The sequence below is a fragment of the Limisphaera sp. 4302-co genome (assembly GCF_049537155.1).
In the GTDB taxonomy this organism is placed as follows: domain Bacteria; phylum Verrucomicrobiota; class Verrucomicrobiia; order Limisphaerales; family Limisphaeraceae; genus Limisphaera.
Genome location: NZ_JBMVQZ010000018.1, coordinates 45,925 through 58,942 on the forward strand (window position 1 = coordinate 45,925; position 13,018 = coordinate 58,942).

The 13,018-nt window shown below is 65.4% G+C and carries 9 protein-coding genes and 1 pseudogene; 8 read left to right on the forward strand and 2 right to left on the reverse strand.

Annotated features, from left to right (window positions below; translation table 11 throughout):
* The first annotated feature begins 117 nt into the window (after nt 1-117).
* From ACPDIX_RS14325 to ACPDIX_RS14355, 7 genes are all read left to right on the forward strand, one after another.
* On the forward strand, nt 118-1,491 hold the full coding sequence (locus ACPDIX_RS14325; protein ID WP_423432486.1) for an alpha-L-fucosidase: 1,374 nt from the start codon (nt 118-120) through the stop codon (nt 1,489-1,491).
* A 311-nt stretch (nt 1,492-1,802) separates the two neighbouring features.
* Nucleotides 1,803-3,902, forward strand: a complete 2,100-nt coding sequence (gene flhA / locus ACPDIX_RS14330; RefSeq protein WP_423432487.1) for a flagellar biosynthesis protein FlhA — start codon at nt 1,803-1,805, stop codon at nt 3,900-3,902.
* 259 nt (nt 3,903-4,161) lie between these two features.
* Nucleotides 4,162-5,196, forward strand: coding sequence for a hypothetical protein (locus ACPDIX_RS14335; protein ID WP_423432488.1), 1,035 nt, complete (start codon nt 4,162-4,164; stop codon nt 5,194-5,196).
* Between the two features lie 82 nt (nt 5,197-5,278).
* Nucleotides 5,279-5,512: a hypothetical protein gene (locus tag ACPDIX_RS14340; protein ID WP_423432489.1), complete on the forward strand. Its 234-nt coding sequence runs from the start codon at nt 5,279-5,281 to the stop codon at nt 5,510-5,512.
* The gene (locus ACPDIX_RS14345) at nt 5,509-6,348 is read left to right on the forward strand and encodes a sigma-70 family RNA polymerase sigma factor (protein WP_423432490.1); all 840 of its coding nucleotides are present in this window, start codon (nt 5,509-5,511) and stop codon (nt 6,346-6,348) included. The genes ACPDIX_RS14340 and ACPDIX_RS14345 overlap by 4 nt, the downstream gene beginning before the upstream one ends.
* Nucleotides 6,345-7,211: a flagellar motor stator protein MotA gene (gene motA, locus ACPDIX_RS14350; RefSeq protein WP_423432491.1), complete on the forward strand. Its 867-nt coding sequence runs from the start codon at nt 6,345-6,347 to the stop codon at nt 7,209-7,211. Before ACPDIX_RS14345 ends, motA begins: the two co-directional genes overlap by 4 nt.
* A 14-nt stretch (nt 7,212-7,225) precedes the next feature.
* Nucleotides 7,226-8,002 (forward strand): flagellar motor protein MotB, encoded by a 777-nt coding sequence (locus tag ACPDIX_RS14355; protein ID WP_423432492.1) that lies wholly within the window; start codon nt 7,226-7,228, stop codon nt 8,000-8,002.
* A gap of 728 nt (nt 8,003-8,730) precedes the next feature.
* On the opposite strand, the gene ACPDIX_RS14360 is transcribed toward ACPDIX_RS14355, so the two are convergent.
* Nucleotides 8,731-9,234 (reverse strand): VanZ family protein, encoded by a 504-nt coding sequence (locus ACPDIX_RS14360; RefSeq protein WP_423432493.1) that lies wholly within the window; start codon nt 9,232-9,234, stop codon nt 8,731-8,733.
* An 85-nt stretch (nt 9,235-9,319) separates the two neighbouring features.
* Nucleotides 9,320-11,101, reverse strand: coding sequence for an exosortase/archaeosortase family protein (locus ACPDIX_RS14365; RefSeq protein ID WP_423432494.1), 1,782 nt, complete (start codon nt 11,099-11,101; stop codon nt 9,320-9,322).
* Nucleotides 11,102-11,476: 375 nt separating this feature from the next.
* On the opposite strand from ACPDIX_RS14365, the pseudogene ACPDIX_RS14370 reads away from it, so the two are divergent.
* Nucleotides 11,477-13,018: pseudogene (locus tag ACPDIX_RS14370) on the forward strand (hypothetical protein); the annotation flags it as partial.

Consider the following 13,018-nt stretch of genomic DNA (forward strand, 5'->3'; position numbering starts at 1 on the left):
ATCGACCGCCGCCCCTCTTTGATCTGCTGGTTGCTCGCCGCCTGTCTCGGAGTCGGACCGCGGGGTGGGGCACAGGAAAGCGCGGCGACCGGTTCCCTCCCGAAACCCTGGGGTCCCGTGCCGTCGGAACGCCAGCTCCGGTGGCACGAAATGGAGTTTTACGGTTTTCTGCATTTCACGGTGAACACGTTCACCGACAAGGAGTGGGGCTACGGTGACGAAGACCCCGCCGTGTTCCACCCCACCGATTTCGATGCCGACCAGATCGTCCGCGTCGCCCGCGAAGCCGGCATGCGCGGGTTGATCCTCACCGCCAAACATCATGACGGGTTCTGCCTCTGGCCTTCGGCACACACGGAGCACTCGGTGAAACGATCCCCCTGGCGCAACGGCCGCGGGGATGTCGTCCGTGAAATCAGCGAGGCCTGCCATCGTCACGGACTGAAGTTCGGCGTGTACCTCTCCCCGTGGGACCGCAATCATCCCGAGTATGGCCGGCCCGGCTACCTCGAATACTATCGGAACCAGCTGCGCGAGCTGCTGACGCAGTACGGCGAACTGTTTGCCGTCTGGTTCGACGGCGCCAACGGCGGCGACGGCTATTACGGCGGAGCCCGCGAGACCCGGCGCATCGACAACCGCACTTACTACGACTGGCCGCGGACCTGGGCCATCGTCCGCGAGCTTCAGCCCATGGCCTGCATCTTCAGTGATGCCGGGCCGGACTTCCGCTGGATCGGTAACGAACGCGGCATCGCCGGGGACCCGTGTTGGGCCACGCTGGACCTGAGCAAGCCGGCACGTTACCCGGGCGGTTCCAGTGAGGGCTTGGAACACGGGGAACGGCCGGGCACCGCGTGGGTGCCGGCCGAGTGCGACGTGAGCATTCGCCCCGGCTGGTTCTACCATCCCGCCGAGGACGACCGCGTCAAATCACCCGAACAACTTTTGCACATCTACTACTCCAGCGTGGGACGCGGTTGCTGTCTGAATCTCAACATCCCGCCGGACCGCCGGGGCCGGATCCATGAAAACGACATCCGATCGCTGCGCGCTTTCCGCCGCATCCTGGACGCCACCTTCGCTACGAACCTTGCCCGGCAGGCCACCGTATCCGCCTCCGCCGTGCGCGCACCCGCCGAATCATACGGTCCGCATCTCCTGTTGGACGGCCGCCGCGACACCTTCTGGTGTACGCCGGATGAGGTGACCATTCCCTGGGTCGAGTTCCAATTTGCCTCCCCGGTTCGATTCAACGTGGTGGAGCTGCGCGAATACCTGCCGCTCGGCCAGCGGATCGAAGCGGTCGCTGTGGACTGTTGGACCGACGGACAGTGGACCGAGATCGCCCGCGCGACCAGCATCGGCAACCGCCGGCTGATCCGCCTCCCACAGGCCGTTGAGGCCGGGAGAGTCCGGCTGCGAATCACCCGGGCCGCAGCCTGCCCCGCCCTGAGTGAATTCGGTCTCTACCTCGAACCGGGTCGTTGACGGCAAACGAGCGCAGGTCTGCCACCGGCGGACGGCGCGCCGCGACTCCGATCGACCTGACCCCTTCGACCGGAACACGGCACAGCCTCTGCTTTCCGGTCTTTTTTCCCACCCGAAGTTCGCAGGGCCTTGCACGCAGGAGCCCGGCTCGATGCGGACTGTGGGTCGGGGCGGTCTGAGGGCGCCTTTTCAAGTTGGCGAGGTTCCTGCTCTGCGCGCTGGCGAGCCGTCGGCCGGCGGTCCGTCACGGGGCGACTGCCAGGGATGCCCACCCGGAAAGACCGGCCGACTGCGCACGAGCACACGCAACCATGGGTGTCTGGAGCGATCGGCTGCGCCAGTGGGCGCGTTACGGGGATCTGTGGCTGGTCGTGGCCCTGTTTGGGACGATCCTGCTACTGATCCTGCCTGTGGCGCCCGCGGTGCTGGACCTGCTGTTGTCCATCAGCATCGGCCTGTCGCTGTTGACCTTGCTGGTCATTCTTTACCTCCGGCAGCCGGCAGATTTTACCGGGTTTCCCACGCTGCTGCTCTTCATCACTCTGTATCGGCTGGCCCTGAACGTTGCGTCCACGCGGCTGATCCTCTTGGAAGGCTACGCCGGGCACATCATCGACGCGTTTGGCAACTTTGTCGTGCGCGGCAACTACGTGGTGGGGCTGGTGGTCTTCTTCATCCTTGTGCTCATCAATTTCGTGGTCATCACCAAGGGTGCCGGTCGCATCGCCGAGGTGGCGGCCCGGTTCACGCTGGACGCTCTGCCCGGCAAACAGATGTCCATTGACGCCGAGCTGAACGCTGGCCTGATCAACGAAGCCGAGGCCCGAAAACGCCGGCGCCAGGTGGAGGAAGAGGCGGATTTCTATGGTGCCATGGATGGCGCCAGCAAGTTCGTCCGCGGCGACGCCATCGCCGCCGTGTTGATTACCCTCATCAACATCCTCGGCGGTTTCGCCATCGGCATCCTCCAAAAAGGCATGACCATGACCGAGGCCCTGCAGCGCTACACGATCCTTTCCATCGGCGACGGTCTGGTCTCCCAGGTGCCGGCATTGATCACCTCCACGGCCGCCGGTGTCCTGATCACCCGTGCCACGGCCCGCAACAGCCTCGGACACGAACTGGGCCGCCAACTGCTGTTCTATCCGCGCGCCCTGACCATCCTGGCCGTCATGCTGGGGTTCATGGCGCTGGTCCCCGGTCTGCCGATGATGCCTTTCCTCGTCCTGGCCGCCATCACGGGGCTTCTGGCGCGGGTGGTGCGCCGGCATGGACCGCCCCAACCTGCGACGGAGGAGACCACCGAACCATCCGGCGAGGGCGCCTCGAAACGGGCCGCCGCCACCGCCGCCGAGGCCCGCGCCCAGGACAACTTGGATGAGTTGCTGACGCTCGATCCGCTCCAGATCGAACTGGGGTACGGACTGGTGCCGATGGCCGACCCGCGGAAGGGAGGCGATTTGTTGGAGCGAATCACCGGAGTGCGGCGGACGTTCGCCGCGGAGATGGGCATCGTCATCCCGCCGATCCGCCTGCGCGATAACCTGCAGCTCTCCAACAACGAGTACCGATTCCTCCTGCATGGCAACCCCATCGCGCAGGGTCAGTTGATGCCCGGCTACTGGCTGGCCATGAACGCCGGCAACAGCAAGGTCTCGCTCAAGGGGATCCCCACCGTCGAGCCGGTCTTCCAACTGCCGGCCACTTGGATCCCGGAATCCGAACGCAAGGCAGCGGAGTCGGCGGGCTACACCGTGGTGGACGCCGCCTCCGTGCTGGTCACGCACCTTTCCGAGACCCTGCGACGGCATTGTCACGAATTGCTCGGGCGCCAGGAAGTCCAGCAACTGCTGGATCACCTCAAGCGCACCCACCCGGCCCTGGTCAACGAGCTGGTGCCCGCCCAACTCACCCTGGGGCAGGTCCAGCGCGTTCTGCAGAACCTCCTGGCCGAGGGCATCTCCATCCGCAATCTGGCAGGCATCCTCGAGAAGGTCAGCGACTACGCCGCGGTCACCAAAAACCCGGATGAACTGTCCGAATACGCCCGCCGTGCCCTGGGACCGCAACTGATCCGGCCCTTCCAGGGCGAGGGCGGCGCCCTTCGCGCCATCATGCTCGACCCTCGGCTGGAACAACAACTGGCCCAGGGAGTGCGACAAACGCCGACCGAGGTGGCGTTGGTCGTCGAACCTGGTCTGGCCCGGCACGTCATGGAGCGACTTTCCAAGTGCGTCCAGCAGATGCTGGCTGCCGGACATCCCCCGGTGGTGCTTTGCGCGCCACAACTGCGCCTGGCATTCCGCCGCTTTTTCGAACACACCTTCGGCGACCTGGCCGTGCTCTCCTACGCCGAGGTGCCGCCCCGCGTCCAGGTCCAGACGGCGGCCGTCATCCCCGCACCCGAATGAAGTGGTGGCCCTTCCACGGACGATCCACGCGGACGACCGGTCCCTCCGGCCGGTTGGGGGAACTGCCCACGGATGCCACTGCCCGTCCGAGTCGCCCTCTCGCCGGGCAGAAAGGCAAAGCCCGAACCGAAGAGACCTGGCTCCGGGTCGCGCTTCGCTCGGCATTGCCCGGGCCGCCGGCGATCCGCTGGGGCGGCCGGACTGCTTCACCTGACCGGGAATTTGCAGGACCGGACTCCCGCTCCAGCCTACCACCCACATGAAACTCGTCACGATCACAGCCCCCACCGCGCCGGAAGCGCTGGCCCGCGTCCACGACGAGCTCGGCCCGGACGCCGTCGTCGTGAACGTCCGTCGTCTGCCCGTTCAAGGGCTGGCACGGCTGTGGCAGCGGCAGGGACCGATCGAGGTGGTCGCCTTCGCCCCCGACGTGCGGGAGCGCCATCGGCAGGCCTTGGAACAGGCCGCCGACATCTACGTGCCCTACACCGATGAGACCGACTCCTCCGTTTCGCCTGCCGAAGACGGAGCCCGGGCGCGGCGCCGCTGGCGAAGTATTGCCTGGCTGGAATCCATGGGCCTGTGGCCCGAACACGCCGACCGGCTCGAGACAGCCGTCACCAGGTTGTACGGGCCTGAACCTCCCGCCCTACCGGCTGACGAATGGCGCACGGTGCGCACGGTCCTGGCCGGTTTCTGGCGCTCAAGCCCCGCTGAAGGCGCCGGCCCCGGCGGCATGCACGTTTTCATCGGGCCACCGGGCTCCGGCAAGACCACCGTGCTTTGCAAATGGCTGACCCAGAGCCTGTTGGCCGAAGACCGGGCCGTCCGGGTGTGGAGACTGGACGGCTCCACGGCCAACACCGCCGAGTTCCTCTCCCTGCATTGTGAAATGCTCCATGTGCCGGTGGAACGAGATCCCTCCGAAACCCGGGAGGAGGGCCTTCTGACCTTTGTGGACCTGCCGGGCGTGGACCCGCATGATTCGGCTGCGCTGACCGCCCTGCGCCGGCAACTCCGGGAACTGCCCGCAGCCCGCGTTCACCTCGTCCTCAACGCAGCCTACGAAACCGGCCTGTTGTTCGAGCAATGGGCCGCCTTCAGCTCCTGTGGACCGGCCGACCTCATCTTCACCCACCTCGACGAAGAACGGCGCAGGGTCAAACTGTGGAACTTTGTGCTGGGAACGGACTGCACCATCGCTTTTCTGAGCGCCGGGCAAAAAATACCGGGCGAATTCCAACCCGCCGCCTCGGAACTCCTCTTCCCACGACCCGGAACCGCTTGGATGTAAAGGGATCTTCCAGATTTTTCGCATCTTCAAGAGCAGCAACAGGACAAATGGCAAAGCTCCTGCTCCGCGGAAGGCAAGTGCCATGAAAGCGCTGACGATCCTGGGTGCCATGATCGGCCTGTTGATCGGCCTCGGCATGGGTCTGGCGGCCCGTGGCGGCTGGCCGGAGGCATTCTGGCGTGGCCTGGCTGCGGCGGTGGCGGGCGGCCTGTTGTTACGCTGGTGGGGCGGGCTCTGGATGCAAAGCTGGCACCAGGTGCTCCGGGCCCGGGAGGAACCCGAACAGAAACCCGACGCAGAAACCAGGACGGTATGAATCGTGCCACCTGCGATCCGTTTGCCGCGGCCGAGCCGGCCCCCATGCCGCGGCCCAGTCCGCAGGAGCTGTGGAAACGATACCACGGCCACGCAGATCCTCACGCCGAGGATGCACTCGTCCAACAATACCTTCCCTTGGTCATGAACGTCCTCGGCCGGTTGGCCATGACGCTGCCGGAGCACGTGGACATCGAGGACCTGAAGAGCGCCGGCCTGGTCGGATTGCTCCAGGCCGTGCGCAATTACGATCCGACCTGCGGAACCTCGTTCGAAACCTACGCCCGCACCCGGATCCGCGGTGCCATGTTGGACGAATTGCGTCGGATGGACTGGGTTCCGCGCACCGTCCACGAAAAGGCCCGGCGCGTCCAGGAGGCCATGGCGCGACTCGAACAGGAACTCGGCGGCTCGCCCACCGAGGCCCAGGTGGCCGCCGCCCTCGGTCTCACGGCCGAACAGTACGCCAAACTGCTCGACGAAGTGCGGCCCGCCGCCTTCGTTTGCCTCGACGCCGCCGGAGGGGAGGACGAATGCGGCGCGCTTTACGACGTCGTCGCCGACCCGCGCTCCGAAAGTCCGGATGAACTGGCTGCCCGCCGGGAGCTGAAACAGATCATCCTCCAGCGCCTCCGGGAAATGCCCGAAATCCAGCGCAAGGTCCTGGCCATGTATTACGTCGAGGACATGCGCCTGCGCGAGATCGCCGAGGCTTTCGGCCTGACCGAATCCCGGATTTGCCAGATCCATGCCCAGGCCATCCTCTCGCTCCGTGCCTACCTGCAGCGTTACGAGGCCGGCCTGGTGCAACAGTTCAAAATACCGAACCGACCATGACCATCATCATCGGCGCGATCGTGGTGATCATCTGCGTCCTTGGCGGTTTTGCCATGGCCGGCGGTTACCTGGGTGCCCTCTGGCACATCAACGAGATCATCATCATCGGGGGTGGCGCCCTCGGAGGGTTGATCGTCATGGCACCCAAAAAGGTTCTCTTCGACATCATCAGGGGACTGAAGATCTGCCTGAAGGGAGCACCCTACGACCGGACCGCCTATGAGGAACTTCTCAAGGTCTTGTATGAGCTGTTCCTTCTGGGCCGCCGCAACGGGATGATCGCCCTGGAAGAACACGTCCTGGAACCTCAAAACAGCTCCATCCTCAAGAAATACCCCAAGTTCTTCGCCAACAAACACGCCGTGGAGTTCTTGTGCAACAGCCTCCGCCCCATCATTGACGGCAAGATCAAGCCCGACCAACTGCGGCTCCTGCTCGATGCGGAGCTGACGCGGCTCGAACAGGAGCATCACGCGCCCGTCACCGTCCTCAGCAAAACCGGCGACGCCCTGCCGGGCTTCGGCATCGTCGCGGCCGTGCTGGGCATCGTCATCACCATGGCCTCGATCTCCGGCCCCGTGGAGGAAATCGGGCATCACGTGGCGGCCGCGTTGGTCGGCACCTTCCTCGGCATTCTCCTGTCCTACGGGTTCGTCAACCCGCTGGCGATGAACATGGAGTTCAACGGGGAGGCGGAACTGGATTACCTGCGCTGCATCGCCGCCTGCGTGACCGGCTTCGCCGGCGGCATGGCGCCGATTACGGCGGTGGAACTGGGCCGGCGCGGCATCAGCACCGATCTGCGGCCCAGCGCCGAGGAACTGGAAACCATGCTCAAGTCCATCAAGGTCGGCGGCAAATAACCCGTCAGCGACTCATGGCCGGCAAGAAGGGACATCACGGTGGCGCATGGAAGGTGGCCTACGCGGATTTCACCACCGCCATGATGGCCCTGTTCCTCTGCCTCTGGCTCACCGCCCAGGACACCAAGATCAAGGAGGCCGTCGAACGCGCCTTCCGCAACCCCTTCTCCGCCGTCACCAAGGAATCGGTGGGCATCATCCCCAACAAAGAGGCCACCGCCACCTACAAGGCCGAGGGCGAGTTCCAGTCCGTTACGGCCGTCGAGATCGAAACCATGCGCCGCATCAGCGAAGAACTGGCACGCATCCTCCAGCAGGAAGATGCCCTCGAGAACACCGTCCGACTCGAGCTGACCCGGGAGGGACTCCGCATCAACGTCTTTGATCGCACCCAGAAACCCGTGTTCGAGCCCGGCACCGACCGCTTCACCCCGTACGGCGAGTGGGTGTTCAGCACCCTCGCCTGGGAAATCGCGCGCTACACCTCCTTCAAAATCGAGCTGGAAGGACACACCACACGCGCAGACCCCCGGGCGCGTGAAACGCTCCGCCAGTGGGAACTGTCCACCGAACGCGCCAACGCCGCCCGGCGCCAGCTCGTCCACCACGGCGTCTCGCCCGCCCAGGTTTGCAAGGTCTCCGGATACGCCGACACCATGCCCATGGCCGATCTGCCTCCCGATAGCGACGCCAACCGGCGGGTCACCATCCTGCTCAAGCTTAAAGATCCCTCGGGCAACCTCTCGGCTGACGACCAAACCGCCCCCTCCCATGTCGCGCGTGTTCCCTGAACGTTTTGTCCCCCTTTTTTCCGGAGAGCCGAACCGCCCGAACGGCCGGTCGGTCCGTGTCCGGTTGGGCCCGCCCGACTGCCAGGTCCGCCCACTGCGGGAGTGGCTCGGATGCACGGACCACTCCGCCTCCCCTGACCCTGGGCGAACATCCACCTCGCTCGCCGAGGTCCCGGCTGCACAAGGCCCAACCGTGCGCGGGTCCGCCGCCCCAGCCGGGGCGGCTGACTCGCCGACGCCCGCTCCCAAGGCGGCATCCGCAAGACCAACCATCACGGTTACCCGTGACGGTGACCGCGTCGTGGCCATTCAAATCCAATGCCGCTGCGGAGAGGTCTTGAACCTGGTCTGTGATTACGATGACCCGGGGTCGGTGCCGTCCGTGCCACCGCAGGCAGGCTTTAATCGGGAACCAAAGCCCGCCGGCCCTGCCTGACCGGTTGTCACTGCCTGGTATTCCAGCACCTCCCGCGGGAAACGAGGACGGGGATTCCACCGGCCCAAACCACCCCGAACAGCCTGACGACACCCCAAAGGCCGCATCCCTCGCCGAAGAGAGACCTTCGGGACTCCGCGCCAAGCGTCCTCATCATGTTGCCCAGCAAAAGCTGATTGAGAGCCGTTGGTTCCTCCGATCCGGCCCCACCCGGCCGGACTCCCGTGGCTTTGACCAAGGGCGGGGTGGGGTGGGGCGCGATGCCCGCCCGCCGGTCGACCACCTGAAGAGCTCAGCTCAACCGGGTCTCGGGGGTCTCGGCATGCACCGCGCGCGCCGGCTCCGCGGAGTTCGGATGCTTGCCGGGCCGCTCAGGGGCAACGCCCGGACCGGAGTCGCGCTTCCAAAAACTTTCCCAAGCCAGCATCAGACTGCAGCCCACCATGGCGCCCAGCACACTGGCGGAGAAATCCCAGAAACTGCAGGTCCGGCCGAACCACGGTTGGGTGATTTCATCCGCGGCGGAAATCACCGCCGCTGCCAAGAGCACACCGGCCACGGCACACCCGCGCCGCGGGCACCAGCCCCGCGTCGCCCCAAGGGCCAGACATGCCCAGATGCCATACGCCATCACGTGCCGAAATTTGTCGTCACCGATGCGCACGATCCAAGCGGGCACCTTCGGATTCGGTATGTGGGTCAAATACAGCATCAACACCGTGAAAAGGATGGTGCCCACCAAACAGAGCCGCGCCCCACGATCCCTCTCTCCGGACGCATTCAGTGGCGGATTCATGTACCTTTCCCGCCCCCTGACCTGCCGGTTCCCACCCTGACACCCAACGTCATGGCGCTCAACATGAGGACCCGCCTCCGGGCTGTCAATCATCCGACCTGTAACCATCCGACACAGCCGGCACGGCCCAACGTTCGGAAACGGGCCCGTTCGAGAACGGGTTCGTCTCCCCCGGGGAGCGACGCAACCGGAGCCGGCGTTTCAGTTCCTCCTCGACAAGCAGTCGCTCGGCCTCCTCCGCATGGGTCACCCCCCAGACAGCCAGGACCAGCACACGTTGGCCCTGCCGGCCGCGCCCCATCCAAACGCTGCTCAAACGGCTCCACGGCCCCGCCGTTTCCCGCGCAAAGCTCTGCTCGGCGACCCCTTCCTCCCAACGCGTGTACCACACATGCACCGGGCCGGCATCGCCACGGAATCGGTAAAAACGGTAGGGGATTCGCACTCCATCCTTCACCAACCAGCGCACTTCCGAAATCCATTCCAGTGGAAAAGCCGCCGCGGGCATGCAGACGACCGGGCTGTGGCTCTTGGCCAGATAACCGGCCGCACGACCCGGGCGCCACCTGAACCACGACATCTGGCAGACCTTTCCATCGGCCCGCCGCCACCGCACCTGACGCCCCTCGTCATACTGCAACAGCTCACCCGCGGCCCGGCTCACCTCGAGCTCGATTTGCTCCTTTTCGTTCTCGGGCCAGACCAACTCCCAGTCCGGACCGCCTCCGCGGCCCGACTCCACCCGCGCGTACCAGCCGGCCACGGCCGCGTCCACCGCCACCACCCAGACCAGACCGGCCCAGGCAGCCATCCGCCAACGCGGAAGCATCGTCTCGAGCGTCTCCCGATGGGTCCGATCTTCGCCCGGTCCCTCGGAAGATCCCCGCGCCCGCGTCATACGCCATTCAGGTTGCACCCCTCCGCTGCCTTTTCCGCAGGCCAGACGGGCGGATACCAGCCACACCCCCGCGCAGCAAAGTGCCAGGACCGTCAAACCGGCCGGATCGTGCCAGGCTTCGATGGCCGATCCACCCTCACGCGCGGCCACCCAGGTCAGCAAGAGCGTGCGGGCCAGGTTCCCGGCCAGTGCCAGAGCGAAACCGGCTGCCACCACCGCCAGCCGCCCCCGCCAACCCAGCAGATGCATCTCCCCGAAGAACAGCGCCAGCATGAGCGTACCCTGTAGCGAGCGAATCCCGCTGCAGGCTTCGTCCACGCCCACCTGACCCGTCGCCAGTTCGATCACGTTCCCGTGCGGCACGGCCGGTATGCCCCACCAGCCCAACAGCTCCACCGCGGCCCACGTGTTCGCGCGGGTCAGCGCCTGGATCACGGGTTCGCTCCACACATACGGCCACGGCACCGCCACAAGGATGAATGCCACCGGGAAGACAAACAGCCGCCACGGCGGCGTCCGATCGGAGCCACCCACCAACCTCGCCATCGCCAGCGCGCCGGCCCCGTACCACAGCGTGAGCCCCACGCACACCAATGCCAGCGTCCAGTGCACCAACGACCACCACGGATTGGCCTCCTGCACCAGCCGCACGCCCGCATACGCAAGCGCCAACACAGCCGCCACAGCCGGGGAAAGGAAGGCCCGGGCCCAACCGCCCGGCCCGGTTGCCTCCGCAGACTTTGCCTCTTCAGGAGGTTGCGCTCCGTTCATCGCCTTGCGTTCCGACTCCCCGCCATCGGCCCGGCACGCGCACGCCTCGCGCCACCGATCCCACCGTAGCCACACCATGTACGCACACAGCACGGGAACCGCCCACCCATACGCATACCGCGGGTCCAGCGACCAAACCAGCCGCAGACCATCCACCAGCCGAAACCACATCCACCCCAGGGCCACCGCGGCCGGCAAGATCCACGACCAGGTTCGGCAGTCCCTACGAGGACCACTCCGGCTTGTCCACCCGATGTTCATGCACAACAGACCCGGCAGGATGTTCCCGGGCACCGCACGCTTCCAAGTCCTTTCACCCGCCCTTCGACCGGAACAGGGCTGGATGCACAGACGCATCTCGACTCGAACCGCCCATGCTGAACAACAGGCCAAAACCTCGTGCATCCGCCACCCGAACCTCATGGACGCCCACCGGCGGGGCGCAGTCCCTTGCCACAACACCAATCCCCGAGTCCGGCCGGCAAAATGATCGGCTTCATGAGCATTCCTTGACGAATCATGTCTTTGCGTGCATTTCAACGGGAAAAACCCGGTTACCTAGATGCGACAGCCATGAACGCGAACACGTGTGCGTGCGGTCCGACCTCGTTTCGCGGATTCGTCCGCTGGTCTGCGTTCTTGATGAGTTTCTTGGCAATCGCTGGCCCCCCGCTGCGCGCCCAGGACGTGGGGTGTTTCACCGCGCCAACCGGCCTGGCAGCTTGGTGGCCCATGGACGACTCCACCAACCAGGTCACCGTCCTCGACTGGGCCGGATCCCACCACGGCACCGCTCGGGACGCGGGATCCAATCCCGTGCCCATCGGTTCACCGGGTGTCCTTCAGCTGCCCGATCCTTCCGTCTTGGGAGGCGGCCTGGACCCCATGGTCGTGGACCCCACCACCTCGCCGCCACGGGGCGCACTATTCCTGGACGGCCCTGCTGTTGAAGTCCCCCACGATTCTGACCTGGACATCGGTCCCGGCGGCCTGACCATCCTCCTGTGGGTCTGGCCATCGCAAGGCCAGCCCCATCCCCAGCCCCTGATTGACAAGTTCGATCCCGTCACCCGCCGGGGTTATTCCCTTTACCTCGACTGGTTGGACAACGAGACCTACGCGCTCAAACTGAACCTGAACGGTACCATCCACACCGGTCCTGTGGTGCCGGCAGCCGTGGGGCCCGGCGGTTGGCGGTTCATTGTCGCCGGCGTCACCCCTCCGGGACTGGTGGTGCTTGGCGCAGCCGACCTGCAAGGCAATTGGAGCACCAACGCCTCGTTCGCACTCTTTTCCTATCAGACGTCCAACCAGGTCCCGCTCTGGATCGGACACAGCCCGGGTGGCGTCGGAGCCGGCCCGGTGCGTGCCAGTGGACTGGCCCTCGACGAGGTCGAGATCTTCGACCGTGGCCTCTCACCTTCCGAAGTCGTCCTTGTTTACGGCCTGGAACTGATGCATGTGCGAAAATGCGCCTCGCAAACGGGCTCGGCGGAGCTTTGCATCCACAAATTCGAGGACCTCAACGCCAATGGGATCAAAGACCCCAGCGAACCGGGACTGCCAGGCTGGCAGTTCGCCATCTTTCCACCCCCGTTGTTCATGCCCACCAACGTGGTGACGACCGATGCCTCCGGCACGGTTTGCGTGAGCCTGCCCGCCCCCGCCAATTTCACCATCACCGAATTGACCCAGCCCGGCTGGTCGAATACCACCCCCGTCAGCCAGTTCGTCAGCACCGTGCCGGGTCAGTTGACGAACCTGTACTTCGGAAATGTCCGGCTCCAGACCTCGCAAACCGCCCGGTTCTGCCTCGACAAGTTCTGGGATCAGAACGGGAATTTCGTGCGAGACCCCTCGGAGCCTCTCCTGACCGGATGGACGTTTGAAATCCGCGACACCAACGGCGTTGTCGTCCAGACACTCGTCAACCAGACAAACACGGTGTGCGTGGAGGTCCCGGCCCCCGGCGTGTACACCATCGCGGAAATCCTGCCGACGCCGGTGGGCAACTGGCAACCATGGGCGCCCACCTACCCCTCTGGCGGGGTTTGGACCAACATCGCCGTGGTGCCGGGAGATGTCAAACACCTCTCGTTCGGCAACCGACTCAAC